At 50.1% G+C, this 16,242-nt stretch carries 13 protein-coding genes and 5 pseudogenes; 13 read left to right on the top strand and 5 right to left on the bottom strand.

What is annotated here, in order from left to right:
- Window positions 1-72: 72 nt before the first annotated feature.
- Window positions 73-2,658, top strand: coding sequence for a bifunctional aconitate hydratase 2/2-methylisocitrate dehydratase (gene acnB / locus MON37_RS02880; RefSeq protein ID WP_039407947.1), 2,586 nt, complete (start codon window positions 73-75; stop codon window positions 2,656-2,658).
- 69 nt (window positions 2,659-2,727) lie between these two features.
- A pseudogene (locus tag MON37_RS02875) lies at window positions 2,728-3,126 on the top strand (transposase); the annotation flags it as partial.
- Window positions 3,127-3,129: 3 nt separating this feature from the next.
- Here MON37_RS02875 and MON37_RS02870 read toward each other — a convergent pair.
- Window positions 3,130-3,977, bottom strand: a protein-coding gene (locus MON37_RS02870; RefSeq protein ID WP_242883759.1) for an IS630 family transposase whose coding sequence is annotated in 2 segments (ribosomal slippage) — window positions 3,130-3,662 and window positions 3,662-3,977 — 849 coding nt in all. Because the reading frame shifts where the segments join, the coding sequence is not laid out codon by codon here.
- A 49-nt stretch (window positions 3,978-4,026) separates the two neighbouring features.
- Between MON37_RS02870 and MON37_RS02865 the strand changes: the two are divergent.
- A pseudogene (locus MON37_RS02865) lies at window positions 4,027-4,311 on the top strand (transposase); the annotation flags it as partial.
- Window positions 4,312-4,320: 9 nt separating this feature from the next.
- On the opposite strand, the gene MON37_RS02860 reads toward MON37_RS02865, so the two are convergent.
- Window positions 4,321-5,113, bottom strand: a protein-coding gene (locus MON37_RS02860; RefSeq protein WP_234403659.1) for an IS5 family transposase whose coding sequence is annotated in 2 segments (ribosomal slippage) — window positions 4,321-4,848 and window positions 4,850-5,113 — 792 coding nt in all. Because the reading frame shifts where the segments join, the coding sequence is not laid out codon by codon here.
- A gap of 40 nt (window positions 5,114-5,153) precedes the next feature.
- Between MON37_RS02860 and MON37_RS02855 the strand changes: the two are divergent.
- Window positions 5,154-5,405: pseudogene (locus MON37_RS02855) on the top strand (transposase); the annotation flags it as partial.
- Here MON37_RS02855 and MON37_RS02850 read toward each other — a convergent pair.
- Window positions 5,401-6,188, bottom strand: a protein-coding gene (locus MON37_RS02850) for an IS630 family transposase (protein ID WP_242883819.1) whose coding sequence is annotated in 2 segments (ribosomal slippage) — window positions 5,401-5,933 and window positions 5,933-6,188 — 789 coding nt in all. Because the reading frame shifts where the segments join, the coding sequence is not laid out codon by codon here. The pseudogene MON37_RS02855 and the gene MON37_RS02850 sit on opposite strands and share 5 nt — an antisense overlap.
- Before the next feature lie 19 nt (window positions 6,189-6,207).
- Here MON37_RS02850 and MON37_RS12400 point away from each other — a divergent pair.
- Window positions 6,208-6,314: pseudogene (locus tag MON37_RS12400) on the top strand (IS5/IS1182 family transposase); the annotation flags it as partial.
- Between the two features lie 466 nt (window positions 6,315-6,780).
- On the opposite strand, the gene MON37_RS02840 reads toward MON37_RS12400, so the two are convergent.
- Window positions 6,781-7,653 carry a chorismate mutase gene (locus MON37_RS02840; protein WP_029609510.1) on the bottom strand — a complete coding sequence of 291 codons (873 nt, stop codon included), beginning with the start codon at window positions 7,651-7,653 and terminating at the stop codon, window positions 6,781-6,783.
- A gap of 169 nt (window positions 7,654-7,822) precedes the next feature.
- Between MON37_RS02840 and MON37_RS02835 the strand changes: the two genes are divergently transcribed.
- Both MON37_RS02835 and MON37_RS02830 read left to right on the top strand, forming a co-directional pair.
- Entirely contained in the window at window positions 7,823-9,955 is a 2,133-nt protein-coding gene (locus MON37_RS02835) for an AsmA family protein (RefSeq protein ID WP_070635703.1), read from the top strand.
- A 96-nt stretch (window positions 9,956-10,051) separates the two neighbouring features.
- A complete protein-coding gene (locus tag MON37_RS02830) occupies window positions 10,052-11,017 on the top strand; it encodes an IS30 family transposase (protein ID WP_242883652.1) in 966 nt (321 codons plus the stop codon).
- An 86-nt stretch (window positions 11,018-11,103) separates the two neighbouring features.
- Here MON37_RS02830 and gap read toward each other — a convergent pair whose 3' ends face one another.
- The gene (gap, locus tag MON37_RS02825) at window positions 11,104-12,135 is read right to left on the bottom strand and encodes a type I glyceraldehyde-3-phosphate dehydrogenase (protein ID WP_039407728.1); all 1,032 of its coding nucleotides are present in this window, start codon (window positions 12,133-12,135) and stop codon (window positions 11,104-11,106) included.
- Between the two features lie 200 nt (window positions 12,136-12,335).
- Between gap and MON37_RS02820 the strand changes: the two genes are divergently transcribed.
- The 6 genes and pseudogenes from MON37_RS02820 to MON37_RS02795 all read left to right on the top strand — a co-directional run bounded on the left by MON37_RS02820 (window position 12,336) and on the right by MON37_RS02795 (window position 16,224).
- Complete coding sequence (locus MON37_RS02820) at window positions 12,336-12,854, top strand: protein disulfide oxidoreductase (protein ID WP_039407726.1); 519 nt, start codon at window positions 12,336-12,338, stop codon at window positions 12,852-12,854.
- Window positions 12,855-13,195: 341 nt separating this feature from the next.
- Window positions 13,196-13,632 (top strand): annotated as a pseudogene (gene hpaR, locus MON37_RS02815) (homoprotocatechuate degradation operon regulator HpaR).
- Between the two features lie 12 nt (window positions 13,633-13,644).
- Window positions 13,645-14,145 (top strand): 4-hydroxyphenylacetate 3-monooxygenase, reductase component, encoded by a 501-nt coding sequence (hpaC, locus tag MON37_RS02810; RefSeq protein ID WP_039407724.1) that lies wholly within the window; start codon window positions 13,645-13,647, stop codon window positions 14,143-14,145.
- 123 nt (window positions 14,146-14,268) lie between these two features.
- Window positions 14,269-14,964, top strand: a complete 696-nt coding sequence (gene murU, locus MON37_RS02805) for an N-acetylmuramate alpha-1-phosphate uridylyltransferase MurU (protein ID WP_039407721.1) — start codon at window positions 14,269-14,271, stop codon at window positions 14,962-14,964.
- A gap of 109 nt (window positions 14,965-15,073) precedes the next feature.
- Window positions 15,074-15,424: a helix-turn-helix domain-containing protein gene (locus MON37_RS02800; RefSeq protein WP_039406616.1), complete on the top strand. Its 351-nt coding sequence runs from the start codon at window positions 15,074-15,076 to the stop codon at window positions 15,422-15,424.
- Complete coding sequence (locus tag MON37_RS02795; RefSeq protein WP_242883710.1) at window positions 15,328-16,224, top strand: IS3 family transposase; 897 nt, start codon at window positions 15,328-15,330, stop codon at window positions 16,222-16,224. Before MON37_RS02800 ends, MON37_RS02795 begins: the two co-directional genes overlap by 97 nt.
- Window positions 16,225-16,242 lie beyond the last annotated feature (18 nt).

Here is a 16,242-nt window from a genome sequence, read left to right as displayed (position 1 = left end):
ATTGTTTACAATTCTTTGATTGCAAATCATTTGCAACGGTCAGAAGAAAAAACAGAAAAAAGGAACAAAGAGATGTTAGAAGCCTATCGCAAAGCCGCCGCCGAGCGCGCCGCCCTCGGTATCCCACCCCTCCCTTTGAACGCGCAGCAAACCGCCGATTTGGTTGAGCTGCTGAAAAACCCGCCCGCAGGCGAAGGCGAATTCTTGGTCGAACTGCTTGCCCACCGTGTTCCGCCTGGTGTGGACGATGCCGCCAAAGTCAAAGCCTCATTCCTGGCTGCCGTTGCCGAAGGCAGCGCATCCAGCCCACTGGTTTCCCCCGAATATGCTACCGAACTCTTAGGTACGATGCTCGGCGGTTACAACATTCACGCCTTAATCGAACTCTTGGACGACGACAAACTCGCGCCAATCGCTGCTAAAGGCTTGAAACATACGCTTCTGATGTTCGATTCTTTCCACGACGTTCAGGAAAAAGCCGAGAAAGGCAACAAATACGCGCAGGAAGTTTTGCAATCTTGGGCAGATGCCGAATGGTTTACTTCACGCGCCAAAGTTCCCGAAAAAATCACCGTAACCGTCTTCAAAGTTGACGGCGAAACCAATACAGACGACCTCTCTCCCGCTCCTGATGCATGGAGCCGTCCCGATATTCCGCTGCACGCGCTGGCCATGCTGAAAAACCCGCGCGATGGCATCAATCCCGATAAACCGGGCGAAGTCGGTCCGATTAAATTGTTGGAAGAACTTAAAGCCAAAGGTCATCCCGTTGCCTACGTCGGCGACGTGGTCGGTACCGGTTCTTCTCGTAAATCCGCGACCAACTCCGTGATTTGGCATACCGGCGAAGACATCCCGTTCGTACCGAACAAACGCTTCGGAGGCGTCTGCTTGGGCGGCAAAATTGCACCGATTTTCTTCAATACTCAAGAAGACTCCGGTGCACTGCCGATTGAAGTCGATGTTTCCGCGCTGAAAATGGGCGATGTCGTCGATATTCTGCCTTACGAAGGCAAAATCGTGAAAAACGGCGAAACCGTTGCCGAGTTCAGCCTGAAATCACAAGTATTGCTGGACGAAGTGCAAGCCGGCGGCCGTATCAACCTGATTATCGGTCGCGGTCTGACCGCCAAAGCGCGCGAAGCCTTGAAACTGCCTGCTTCCACCGAATTCCGCCTACCTCAAGCACCTGCCGAAAGCAAAGCCGGTTTCACGTTGGCACAAAAAATGGTCGGTCGCGCCTGCGGTCTGCCCGAAGGGCAAGGTGTGCGCCCGGGTACTTACTGCGAACCACGCATGACTACGGTCGGCTCGCAAGACACCACCGGGCCGATGACCCGCGACGAGTTGAAAGACTTGGCTTGTTTGGGCTTCTCCGCCGATATGGTGATGCAGTCTTTCTGTCACACCGCGGCTTATCCCAAACCTGTCGATGTGAGAACCCATAAAGAACTGCCCGCCTTTATTTCTACCCGTGGTGGCGTATCTCTGCGTCCGGGCGACGGCGTGATCCACTCATGGCTCAACCGCCTGCTGTTGCCCGATACCGTCGGTACCGGCGGCGACAGCCATACCCGTTTCCCTATCGGTATTTCCTTCCCCGCAGGCTCCGGCTTGGTTGCTTTCGCAGCAGCCACCGGCGTGATGCCGCTCGATATGCCTGAGTCTGTATTGGTACGCTTCAGCGGCAAGCTGCAACCGGGCGTAACCTTGCGCGATTTGGTGAACGCCATTCCGCTTTATGCGATTAAACAAGGTTTGCTGACCGTTGCTAAAGCCGGTAAGAAAAACATCTTCTCCGGCCGCATCCTCGAAATCGAAGGCCTGCCTGATTTGAAAGTAGAGCAAGCCTTTGAATTGACCGACGCCTCCGCCGAACGTTCCGCCGCCGGCTGTACCGTGAAGCTCAATAAAGAGCCGATTATCGAGTACATGAAATCCAACGTCGTGTTGATGAAAAACATGATTGCCGATGGCTATCAAGACCCGCGTACTTTGGAACGCCGCATCAAAGCCATGGAAAAATGGCTGGCGAACCCGGAACTGCTCGAAGCGGATAAAGATGCCGAATACGCCGCCGTGATTGAAATCAACATGGACGACATTAAAGAGCCGATTATCGCCTGTCCGAACGACCCGGACGACGTGTGCTTCATGTCTGAACGCTCCGGCACCAAAATCGACGAAGTGTTCATCGGTTCGTGCATGACCAACATCGGTCACTTCCGTGCCGCTTCCAAACTCTTGGAAGGCAAGAGCGATATTCCCGTACGCCTGTGGGTAGCGCCGCCGACCAAAATGGACGCGAAAGAGTTGTCCGACGAAGGCCACTATGGCGTACTCGGCCGCGCCGGCGCGCGTATGGAAATGCCGGGCTGCTCATTGTGTATGGGTAACCAAGCCCAAGTACACGAAGGCGCAACTGTCATGTCCACTTCCACCCGCAACTTCCCGAACCGCTTGGGTAAAAACACCTTCGTTTACCTCGGCTCGGCAGAGTTAGCGGCGATTTGTTCCAAACTGGGTAAAATCCCGACCGTTGAAGAATACCAAGCCAACATCGGCATCATCAACGAACAGGGCGACCAAATCTACCGCTACATGAACTTCAACGAAATTGACAGCTACAACGAAGTAGCCGAGACCGTGAATGTTTAACGGGTAGAGACCTTTGCAAAATTCCCCAAAATCCCCTAAATTCCCACCAAGACATTTAGGGGATTTCCTATGAGCACCTTCTTCCAACAAACCGCACAAGCCATGATTGCCAAACACATCGACCGCTTCCCACTATTGAAGTTGGATCAGGTGATTGATTGGCAACCGATCGAGCAGTACCTGAATCGTCAAAGAACCCGTTACCTTAGAGACCACCGCGGCCGTCCCGCCTATCCCCTGTTGTCCATGTTCAAAGCCATTCTGCTCGGACAATGGCACAGCCTCTCCGATCCCGAGCTCGAACACAGCCTCATCACCCGCATCGACTTCAACCTGTTTTGCCGTTTCGACGAACTGAGCATCCCCGATTACAGCACCTTATGCCGCTACCGCAACTGGCTGGCGCAAGACGACACCCTGTCCGAATTGCTGGAACTGATTAACCGACAACTGGCCGAAAAAAAACTATAGTCAATTAAAATCAAAATAGGACAGTAGCGCATCGTCAAATCGGGCGTAATCAGACAATACGGTTCGCAGATACCGCTTAATATTCGCCCAAACCTTCTCAATCGGGTTGAGCTCAGGTGAATAAGGTGCAAGAGGCAATACCTTATGTCCCCATTTTTCCGCCATTTCCCGTAAGACACCCATACGGTGAAATCGTGCATTATCTAAAATAATCACCGATTTTTGAGTCAATGCAGGCAGTAGGCATTGCTGAAACCACGCTTCAAAAAAGACTCCGGTCATCGTATTTTGATAAACCATCGGAGCAATCAGCCGGTTGCCGACTTGTGCGGACACCAGAGATAAGCGTCGGTATCTTTTTCCACTTATCTGCGCTTTCACTATTTGCCCTTTCGGGCTGCGGGCATAGGGACGGAACAGGTAGCGGTCAAATCCTGTTTCATCCAAATAAACGCGTTGGTAGTCGGAAAATTCGGCCAGCTGTGTCAAATAATGCGTTACTTTGGCCGGATCTTGTTCTTTGTAAGTGGTGGTCTTTTTTTGCGCGTCATTCCCATCTGTTTGAGTGCATAGCAAACGGCGGCGGCCGTACAATCAAAATGTTTGGCGATTTCATGCAGATAGGCATCCGGGTGTTGCCCAACATATTGAGCCAGTTTTTGCCTATCCAATTTGACGGCATTTAGACCGGTAACTTGATGTTTTAGGCTGCCTGTTTGTTTTTTAAGGTGAATCCACAGGTAAAGCGTGTTTCTTGACAAGTTAAATGTTGCTGCGGTTTGGCTGATGTTTTTGCATTGTTCGTAAAAGTTTAAAGCTTTGTTTCTCAAGTCCGCAGAGTATGCCATGGTTAGACCTTCAAAGTTGAGTATTGTACTATTTTATTTTTAATTGACTATAAAAGTAGAGAAGGCATCCACCGCCGTCGTTGACGCCACCATTATTCAGACCGCCGGCAGCAAACAGCGTCAGGCCATAGAAGTCGACGATGAAGGACAAGTCAGCGGCCAAACCACACCGAGTAAGGACAAAGATGCCCGCTGGACAAAGAAAAACGGCCTCTACAAACTCGGTTACAAACAACATACCCGTACCGATGAGGAAGGCTATATCGAGAAACTGCACATCACCCCCGCCAATGTCCATGAGTGCAACCATCTGTCCCCTTTGTTGGAAGGCCTAAGAGCGTGTTCATAGTCTTCGTAGCAGGACTCCCAAGAAAGCCAAAGCTACCATTTGCAGACTGGTACTCAACTTACGCTCGCAGTTTTTCCAAAGCCGCCTGTTCTTTTCCAACCAGGAAAAGCTGCGCTCTACTACCCATCGCTTCGGCAATACTGCAAAACGGTGCAATTCGTTTCGTTTGGCAATCTCTACCTCCGCACCAATCAACTCCTGTACCGACGAAGCAAATGCCTTACCCGTGTAACCACCGTCAGCAAGGATTTTTTGTATCGCACCAAGATTATCCCGCCCACGTTCCAATGCCACCAGGCAGCCTTTTCTATCCGTAACATCCGCCGTCGTTACCGCAAGGGCATGCGGCAAACCTTGCGTGTCAACCGCTATATGTCGCTTGATACCGCTAACCTTCTTGCCCGCATCGTAGCCTTTTTCCATGGCGGTATCCGTGTTCTTCACACTCTGCGCATCAATAATCAGGAAAGTAGTTGCTTCATGGCGCCCCTGCTTGCGGTGCTCCGCAACTACCTGATTTTTTTAATGCTTCCTCAAGGATGCTGATGCCACTCTCGCGTGGTTCGGTCCATCTCTGGAAGTAGGAATGCACGGTGCGCCATTTGGGGAAGTCGCCCGGCAAAGCGCGCCAGGAGCAGCCAGTGCGTTGCAGGTAGAGAATGGCACAAAAGACATCGTACAAGTCCACCTGGCGTGGCGCTGTGCGTTTACGGGCACTTTCCAGCAGGGGAAGGAGAGGCGCAAATTGCTCGCGACTGATATCGCTTGGGTAGGTTTTTCTGTTCATGCCGATAGTTTACAGCAGAGGCTGAGACAATGAACACGTTCTAAGCGAAGGTACGACCGTCTATGCCGACAAAGGCTACGACAGTAAGGAAAACCGGCAACATCTGAAAGAGCATCAGTTGTTAGACGGCATTATGCGCAAAGCCTGCCGCAACCGTCCGCTGACGGAAGCGCAAACCAAACGTAACCGATATTTGTCGAAGACCCGTTATGTGGTGGAACAAAGCTTTGGGACGCTGCACCGTAAATTCCGCTACGCCCGAGCAGCCTATTTTGGACTGATTATAGTCAATTAAAATCAAAATAGGACAGTAACGCATCGTCAAATCGGGCGTAATCAGACAATACGGTTCGCAGATACCGCTTAATATTTGCCCACACCTTCTCAATCGGGTTGAGCTCAGGTGAATAAGGTGCAAGAGGCAATACCTTATGTCCCCATTTTTCCGCCATTTTCCGTAAGACACCCATACGGTGAAATCGTGCATTATCTAAAATAATCACCGATTTTTGAGTCAATGCAGGCAGTAGGCATTGCTGAAACCACGCTTCAAAAAAGACTCCGGTCATCGTATTTTGATAAACCATCGGAGCAATCAGCCGGTTGCCGACTTGTGCGGACACCAGAGATAAGCGTCGGTATCTTTTTCCACTTATCTGCGCTTTCACTATTTGCCCTTTCGGGCTGCGGGCATAGGGACGGAACAGGTAGCGGTCAAATCCTGTTTCATCCAAATAAACACGTTGGTAGCCGGAAAATTCGGCCAGCTGTGTCAAATAATGCGTTACTTTGGCCGGATCTTGTTCTTTGTAAGTGGTGGTCTTTTTTTGCGCGTCATCCCCATCTGTTTGAGTGCATAGCAAACGGCGGCTGGCGTACAATCAAAATGTTTGGCGATTTCATGCAGATAGGCATCCGGGTGCTGCTCAACATATTGAGCCAGTTTTTGCCTATCCAATTTTACGGCATTTAGACCGGTAACTTGATGTTTTAGGCTGCCTGTTTGTTTTTTAAGGCGAATCCACAGGTAAAGCGTGTTTCTTGACAAGTTAAACGTTGCTGCGGTTTGGCTGATGTTTTTGCATTGTTCGTAATATAGTGGATTAAATTTAAATCAGGACAAGGCGACGAAGCCGCAGACAGTACAAATAGTACGGCAAGGCGAGGCAACGCCGTACTGGTTTAAATTTAATCCACTATAGTTTAAAGCTTTGTTTCTTAAGTCCGCAGAGTATGCCATGGTTAGACCTTCAAAGTTGATTATTGTACTATTTTGTTTTTAATTGACTATAAAGTGAGTGCGCAAAGCCATCCGAAGGCGATGTGTTTGAACCTGTTGAAAGCGGCCAACAGGCTAAGTGTGCCTGTTGCCGCCTAAAAGGCGGCCCAGATGCCTGATTATCGGGTATCCGGGGAGGATTAAGGGGGTATTTGGGTAAAATTAGGAGTGATTTGGGGCGAAAACAGCCGAAAACCTGTGTTTGGGTTTCGGCTGTCGGGGGAAGGGCTTTTTTGCAAAGGTCTCAAGTAGGTAAAGCAGTTTCAGACGACCTCTTCAATGGCTAAATCCATGAGGTCGTCTGAAAATAAAAAAACAGAACAGTTTTCGCTGTTCTGTTTTTTATTTTCAAGTAAATCACCATATTCCCTATTGCTGGATATATCTCTTACCCGCTGATAATCCCGTTCACACCTGCTGCCGCTGCCAAACGATACAATATTTCCTGAGGCATATCGTTGTGCCACAGACGGGTAATATTGGCGATAACCGGAAGACGGCACACTTTCCTGACCCGAACGATGGCATCGACATCCAAACGATAGGCATGTTCCGGCTCAAAACTGAGCGTCCCAGCTTCACCGAGCATAATATGGCTATTACCGCGCAAAGCGATATGTTCTGCCGCTACCAACCAATCATCAACACGATGATGCTTGTCTTTACACAACACTACCGGCGTATTCAGACGACCTACTTCATCCAAAAGCGTCCGATTGGTCATCATACTGCCGCCCAAATACAAAATATCTGCACCGGCAGACAAGGCCTCATCTATCTGGCGAACATCACGGATACGGACAATGACGGGCTTGCCTGTTTTCTGTAAATCAGAAATTTCCTGAACAATCGCCCGAACCCGTAAGTTTTCACGCTGCTCGTCCACTTTTTCATAAGGGCGCGCCGGAAGGTAAAACGGATCGACAAATACTGCATCCGCCTTTTGCGCCCTGTCCGTATCGGCAGTAATATCCAACCGCTTCACTCCGCCGAATATCACACCCCGTATAACAATCCTGCTGTCTTCCTCGTCTGCCTCACGGCTGATAATTTTCCAATCGTTCAATACCCGGACAACGCGTTCCACATCGGGCAAACGTTCCAATTCATTTGGACGGAACACCCGCTCATCACCAACCGCACCGATAATCGTCCGCTCTTCCCCCCGAGAGACATGCTCTTTCAAGCCCTTATTACGGATAAAACCGATTACTCCCTCTACCGACTCCTGAGAAGCATTCTTACCCATCACAATAATCATCATATATCTCCTGAAACAGACGACAATATTAGCATACTACCGCTTTCAGACGACCTGCCCGCTACAAGGCCTACCACTCACACCTTACATTTACCCTTAATCCCCTATCCGCATTATCCCAAATGTCATGTGCTATACTTTCAGCTATGTTACCTTATTGCCTTTACGCATGAAAAATCCTCTGCTTAATTCAGGAAAATTTTGGCTGAAAACAGTCGTAACTGCGGTCATACTGCTTGTTTGTACCGCAGCCGCCCTGTATGCATCGGTTTATGCCCTGTTTACCCCCGAACGAATTGAAACAACCGTACAAAACGCCTTCAGCGGAACGGGACGGAATATCCGCTTCAGCAGCGACATCCGCCGAAGCTGGTTTCCCCGTCCTACCGTCACCCTAAAAAACGTTACCATTACCCAACCTCATAGCAACCAAACCGCCTTACACATCAAAGAGACCCGTATCGGTCTAGGCTGGAGCAGTCTGTGGAACGATTACCCTTTCATCGAAAAATGGGTTATTACAGGCGCAGATGCCGTGTTATCGCGCACCGAGGACGGAAAATGGAACCTGCAAGACCTGTTACATCCTTCCCACCCTACCTCTTTAAACCGTCTGATTATAGAAAACAGCTCTCTGCATATGAATATTGCAGGACAAGCACATATTATCGACAACTTCTATCTAAACGTCCGCAACGACGGTGCTGACGGCCGCCCTTTCAAAATCAACGGCAGTCTGCGCCGCCCAAATCAACCTATCCAATGGCAGGGTAGCGGCGTGCTCAATGCCTCTGAAACCGGTTGGAGCATTCCCAATCTACTTTGGGAAGCATCTGTTGCTGAAAAAGAAAGCAAACTGTCCGTTGATGGAAGCGGTACATGGACATGGTCGTCTGAAAACGACTCCCTAAAAGCAGACAACCTCAGCCTACGCACGGATAATCCCGCCCAAAATTTTCACCTGACCGCGCAAATTCCCCGTTTATCCTTTAAAAACAACGTATTGAATATCCCATCGCTCAATGGTGCATTTACAGCAGGCAAGCCGGAAAGCCAATGGAACGGCTCGTTCAAATTAGACAAAGCAAGCATCCGTACCAGTGTTGCCAAATTGGATAACTTTGAATTCAACGCCAGCCACAAAAATGCCGCCCATCAAACCAGTTTAACCCTGACAGGCCCTCTACTGTGGCAGCAAAACAAGGGATTGCAATCATCCTCAATCAATCTGACCACATTGCAGGATACGGTCAACCGCCTACCCAATCCGCGCTTTATCAGCCAGTTAACCGGCTCATTCAACTGGAACGGCAAAGAAAACTGGCAAGGGGATTTCAAAGGTACATTCGACCGCCAACCCCTTGCGCTTGCATTCAAATATCAAACAACGGAAGGAGAATCCCCTCTTTTGGAAGCAGGGGTTGCCCTGCAAAAACTCTCACTGCTCCCCTACTGGGACGATATACAGGCAAACTCCGGATCAGGCTACCCTACAATCCTCGACAATGGCCAAATCCCACAAATTGATGCCAACATCAAAATCGGCAATGTCCAAATACCCGGCCTGCAACTGGACAATATTGAAACCCTGCTGAATGCCGACAAAGAACACATCGCCCTAAGCCATTTTAAAGCAGGCCTCTACGGTGGTCAGACAGAAGGCGGTATCAGTATGGCAAACACAACTCCGCCTACCTACCATCTCCAACAAGATGCCCAAAACGTACAAATCCGACCATTGTTGCAAGATTTGTTCGGTTTCCACAGCTTCAGCGGCAACGGAGATGCCGTCATCGATTTGACGGCACGGGGCAACAATCGCAAGCAACTCATCCAATCCCTACAAGGGATGCTGACCCTCAATATTTTGAATGGGGCATGGAAAGGTATAGATATAAACCATATCCTCAAAAACGGTATTTCCGCACAGCACCCCGGCGGCGAGCATGCCCAAACCCCTTTCAACCGTTTTACCCTCAATAGCGAAATCGACAAGGGCATCAGCCACCACATCAATACCGAATTGTTTTCCGAACATCTGTACATAGTCAGCAACGGCTACACCGATCTGAATACGCAAGAACTATCCGAGGATCTGCTTATCCGCAACACGCTCAATCCTTCAGCCAAGCCCATACCGCTCAAAATACGGGGCAATGTCGCCAATCCATCCGTTACACTCGACTACAACCGTATCACCCACGGACTGAACAATCCCAAAGAAAAACAAAAGGCATTGGAACAAACATTGCGCGAGCAATGGCACTGGCTCAATCCGGAACGAAAACAAGCGGATAAATAGAAAAGGTCGGCGGATTCGCATTTGAAGTGCAACTTTCCATAACAGAAAAAGGCCAGTATGCGGTAGCATACGGCCTTTCCTGCAAGAAAGATTGCCATGAGCTACACACAACTGACCCAAGACGAACGATACCATATCCAATACCTGTCCCGCCACTGCACCATCGCCGAAATCGCCAAACAGCTCAACCGCCACAAAAGCACCATCAGCCGAGAAATCAAGCGGCACTGCATCCAAGGACAGCAATACAGCGCCGATAAAGCCCAACGGCAAAACCGGCTGACCAAACAGCACCGGCGAAAACCCTATAAGCTCGATTCGCAGCTGGTTCAACACATCGACACCCTTATCCGCCGCAAACTCAGTCCCGAACAAGTATGTGCCTACCTGCATAAACACCACGGGATCACACTCCATCACAGCACCGTTTACCGCTACCTCCGCCAAGACAAAAGCAACGGCGGCACTTTGTGGCAACACCTCAGAATATGCAGCAAACCCTACCGCAAACGCTACGGCAGCACATGGACCAGAGGCAAAGTGCCCGACCGCGTCGGCATAGAAAACCGACCTGCTATCGTCGACCAGAAAACCCGCATCGGCGATTGGGAGGCCGACACCATCGTCGGCAAAAATCAGAAAAGCGCGTTATTGACCTTGGTCGAACGCACTACCCGCTACACCATCATCTGCAAATTAAAGAACTTAAAAGCCGAAGACACTGCCCGGGCGGCCATTAGGGTATTAAAGGCATATAAAGCCAGAGTCCACACCATCACCATGGATAACGGCAAAGAGTTCTACCAACACACCAAAATAGCCAAAGCCTTGAAGGCGAAAACCTATTTTTGCCGCCCTTACCATTCTTGGGAGAAAGGGCTGAATGAGAACACCAATGGACTCATCCGGCAATATTTCCCCAAACAAACCGATTTCCGAAACATCAGCGATCGGGAGATACGCAGGGTTCAAGATGAGTTGAACCACCGGCCGAGAAAAACACTTGGCTACGAAACGCCAAGTGTTTTATTCTTAAATCTGTTCCAACCACTGGTACCCTAGTGTTGCACTTGAAATCCGAATCCAAGGTCGTCTGAAAATCCAATCATGGTTTTCAGACGACCTTTTGGCATCTTCGACAATCCGTTTTATTCAAACGGGCGTACTTCCAAACCGAACATACGGCGGGCGGTATTCAGCATTTGGCAGCTGAAGCCCCACTCGTTGTCGTACCAGGCAAACACTTTAACCATATTACCGTCGGTTACTTTGGTCAGCGTTGCGTCAAAGGTGCTGGCTTGGGTGGTGTGGTTGAAGTCCATAGACACCAGCGGCAGCGTGTTGTAGCCCAATACGCCTTTCAGACGACCTTCTTCTGAGGCGGCCTTCATCAGCGCATTGATTTCTTCGACACTCGTATCGCGCGCGGCTTGGAAGCTCAAATCCACCAATGAAACATTGACGGTCGGCACGCGGATGGCGAGGCCGTCGAGCCTGCCTTTCAATTCGGGCAAGACCAAACCGACGGCTTTTGCCGCGCCGGTTTTGGTCGGAATCATGTTTTCCACACCGCTGCGGGCGCGGCGCAAGTCTTTGTGGCGCACGTCGGTCACGGTTTGGTCGTTGGTCAGGGCGTGAATGGTGGTCATCGCACCTTTGACGATGCCGATGTTTTCGCTCAATACTTTGGCAACGGGGGCAAGGCAGTTGGTGGTGCAGGAAGCATTGGAGATGACGGTCATGTCGTCGGTGATGATATCATCGTTCACACCGTAAACGATGGTCGCGTCAACGTCAGCCTCGCCCGGTGCGGAAATCAGCACTTTTTTCGCACCGCTTTCGAGATGGACATTGGCTTTGGATTTGCTGGTAAACGAGCCGGTGCATTCCATCACCAAGTCCACGCCCAAGTCGCGCCAGGGCAGTTCGGCGGGGTTGCGGGTGGAGAAGAACGGGATTTTGCGGCCGTTGATGATGAGATGGGTCGCATCGTGGGAAATGTCGGCATTAAAGCGGCCGTGAACGGTGTCGAATTTGGTCAGATGGGCGTTAGTTTCGAGGCTGCCGCTGGCGTTGACGGCGACGACTTCAAGTTGGTCTTGCAGGTTGTAATCGTAGATGGCGCGTAATACTTGGCGGCCGATGCGGCCATATCCGTTAATGGCGACTTTAATGCCCATGGTTTTTCCTCTGTTACGGTTGGATAAAGGTTTGCGACCCGAATTATATCAAAAATGTAGTTTGATGTAATTAATGTTTTATCAATCCAGTTATACCTTTCCCATCATCCGTTTTTTCAGACGACCCATTAGGTAATTTTATGAAATATTGCATCAAAACAAAGTATCATCCCCTTTTTTCCTCTACTCATCCCTCAAAAATGAAACGCCTGCCATCACGCATCAAATCACTCTCCTTATCTTTTTTACAGGCAGTAGTCATTTTTGCCGTCTTATCGGCCGCTGCCGATTGGTGGCGCAAACCCGAACCGCCCGTGCAAATGTCGTCCGAACCGCTGCACCTGCTTTCAGGAGAAACGCTGACACCTGCCTTACTTAGTACAAACCGTACCGCCGTCCTTTATGTATGGGGAGACTGGTGCCATATCTGCGCCTATACCTCGCCTACTATTTCCCGGCTTGCCGAAGACGGCATTCCTGTTGTCGGTATTGCCCTGCACTCCGGTGCGGATGAGCATATCCGTACCTATATGTCGGAAAAACATCTCGACTTTCCTACGGTCAACGACAACGACGGACGCTTGGCGCAAAAATGGAAAGTTTCCGTTACCCCGAGCATTATCCTGATTAAAAACGGAAAAATGGTTCACTTTACCTCAGGAATCAACACTTATTGGGGATTGCGCACCAGAATTTTCATATCGGATCTGTTCTATTAATGCTATCCTGTTAAATCCTTTAATATATAAAGAACTCAAATCCTGCGCAGTACATGACCCTGCGAAGTAAATATTCGTTTATTGAAAAAATAAACCGCCCCTTGCCAGCGCAACTGATGATTTTGTTGAGGTTATGTCAAAAATAGACTAATATACAAACATAAGAAAATACGGAACATTACTATCAAAACAAACTTACGGAATGTTATCTGATTTTTGGTTTGATACTTTGCTCCCACGCATCCGCCGCTTTCACAGGGCTCTTATAATGACAATACAGCCTTTACAAATCTGCCTCCACGCTTCAAAGGTTTGTTTATCGGTAACAACGGAGACCCCTCATGCCCAACCAATCCAAACATGCGTCTATTAACATCGGCCTGATTCAAGCGCGGGAAGCGTTGATGACCCAATTCCGTCCTATTCTGAACCAAGCCAATATCACCGACCAGCAATGGCGAATCATCCGCCTGCTTGCCGAAAACGGCACATTGGACTTTCAAGACCTTGCCAATCAAGCATGCATCCTGCGCCCCAGCCTGACCGGCATTTTGACCCGCTTGGAAAAAGCAGGCCTCGTCGTGCGTCTGAAGCCGTCCAACGACCAACGCCGCGTCTATTTGAAGCTGACAAACGAAGGAGAAAACTTTTCGAATCCATCGGCGCGCAAGTGGACGAACGTTACGATGCCATTGAGCAAGTGCTTTCCAAAGAAAAAATGCTCGAACTCAAAGAGCTGCTGACGGCGCTGTCGAAAATCGAACAGCACCTGAAATAAAAAGCACGACGAATGACAGATTCGGCACACACACTCAAGCATCCGTTCAGGGATGCCATGGCATCCTGCGCCGCAGGCGTACACGTCATCACGACCGATGGAGAATCCGGCCGTTACGGTATTACCATGACTGCCGTTACCCCCGTTACCGACGAACCGCCGACCATTATGCTCTGCATCAACCGCAAGGCGGCAATCATTCCGATTCTTCAGACCAACCGCGACTTGTGCATCAATACCCTGTCTGAAAGCCAACAGGACATCGCAGAACACTTTGCCGGCCTGACCGGGCTTTCCCCTGAAGAACGCTTTGCCTACCATATTTGGAACAGGGGCAAAACCGGGCAACTTGAAGTCGAAGACGCACTGGCGCATCTGCACGGACGTATCGTTTCACAACACGAAATCGGGACGCATTTTATCTTTTACGTTGAAATCAACGAAATCAAAAATTCCGGCACACACCCTCCGGCTTTATTATATTTCCGACGGCAATTCAAATCTTTGGAATAAAGCTCCCCAAGCTCGCAAAGTCGTCTGAAACCATCAGATTTCATTTTCAGACGACCTTGAATCAGCCTCACCAATTCCGACAGACTGCCATCATTTCATTATTCAAACTTATCCATCTCCCCCATGAAAGCAATGATACTTGCCGCGGGACGCGGCGAACGGATGCGCCCACTGACCGACCATACCCCCAAACCCCTGCTGCAAGTCGGCAGCGAACCCTTAATCGGCTGGCACTTACGTCGTCTGAAAACCGCAGGCTTTACCGAAATCGTCATCAATCACGCCTGGCTCGGCGAACAAATCGAAACCACGCTCGGCGACGGCTCGCAATACGGCGTACGCATCGCCTATTCCCCTGAAAAAGCAGGCGGCTTGGAAACCGCAGGCGGCATTGCCACTGCCCTGCCCCTGCTTGGCGACGCACCATTCCTCGTTGTCAATGGCGACGTGCTGACCGACATCGACTTTTCCAAAGCCCGACAGGCCGCCGAAGTATTGATGCATTCAGACAAACTCGCCTGCCTATGGCTGGTTGACAACCCGCCGCACAATCCCGACGGAGACTTCGCCCTGCTTGCCAACGGCTTAGCCTCTTCAGACAAATCAGCAGGCGAAGCCTTGACTTTCAGCGGCGTAGGTGTTTACCGTCCCGAACTCTTCCGCGATACACTGCCGCACCAGCCGGCCAAACTCGCCCCCCTCCTGCGCCAAGCAATGAACGAAGGAAAGGTTGACGCGCAAAAACACAACGGCCTTTGGTTGGATGTCGGAACGGTAGAGCGGCTGAACGAAGCAACCCAAATCGTACAAAACTGGTAATCCTCCATCTTGATTTAAAAATAAAAAGGTCGTCTGAAACCCGTTTCCAAGTTTGAACTGCACCCCAAAAGTTGGACATACCCTCCAACTCACAAGGTGCAGTTTTTTTATGAGCAAATATACATTACACTTCAAATACCAAGCCGTACTCCACTACCTGCATATACGCAGCCAACAGCGTACCGCAGACCACTACGGCATTTCCCGAACCCACCTGAGACGATGGATACGCGCCTATCAAGAAGGCGGTATCGGCGCACTCGAACATCCCCAATCCAAAACCATGCCCCAACATCGAAAAAACCCCTTCATCGCAGATAAACCCGACCAAGAAAAAACACAGGCAGAGCTTATTGAAGAGTTGTGCTATATGCGCGCAGAGGTCGCCTACCTAAAGGAGTTAAAAGCCCTCAGCCAAAAGCGGACCGAAAAGGACAAAGCCAAACCGTCCAAACACTGAGGGCGCAACACCCGCTCAAATACCTGCTGCACATCGCAAACCTGCCCAAAAGCAGCTTTTACTACCATCACCAAGACCGACCCGACCCCGACGCAGCCGACAAAGCCCTCCTTGTCGAAACCTACCGGCGGCATAAAGGACGCTACGGACAAAGGCGCATTGCCGCCGCATTAGATTGGAACCGCAAAAAAGCGGCGCGGTTGATGAAGCAGATGGAACTGAAAGCCCTCATACGGGCGAAAAAAGCCTACCGCCATCCCGCCATGGGCGAGATATCGGAACACCTCCTCAAACGCCGGTTCAAAGCCCGAAAGCCCAACGAAAAATGGCTGACCGACGTTACCGAACTCAAAGGGAGCGACGGCAAACTGTACCTCTCGCCAATCTTGGACTTGTTCAACCGGGAAATCGTCGCCTACGCCATGAGCCGCAATGCCAACAGCGAAATGGTGAAGGAAATGCTCGAAAAAGCCGCCCTCCGTCTGACTGCTAAAGGAACGATGCTTCATTCGGACCAAGGTGTGCTGTACCGTACGGCGGGGTATAGGGAATTGCTTGCGGGGCATTCCATGGTTCAAAGCATGTCGCGAAAGGCGAACTGTTGGGACAATGCGCCGATGGAAAGCTTCTTTGCGGTGTTGAAGACGGAGTGTTTCTATAACGCAGGTGAATTGACGGTAGATGAATTGATGAAGCAGATAGATGACTATATGGATTACTACAACCGGGAGCGTTGCAGTTTGAAATTGAAAAAGCTGAGTCCTGTCGCATACAGAACCCAGCTTGCACAGAGCGCCTGAATAGGCTTTTATGAGTGT

The organism is Morococcus cerebrosus, assembly GCF_022749515.1.
GTDB lineage: Bacteria > Pseudomonadota > Gammaproteobacteria > Burkholderiales > Neisseriaceae > Neisseria > Neisseria cerebrosa.
This window is presented reverse-complemented; position numbering and strand designations above follow the sequence as displayed.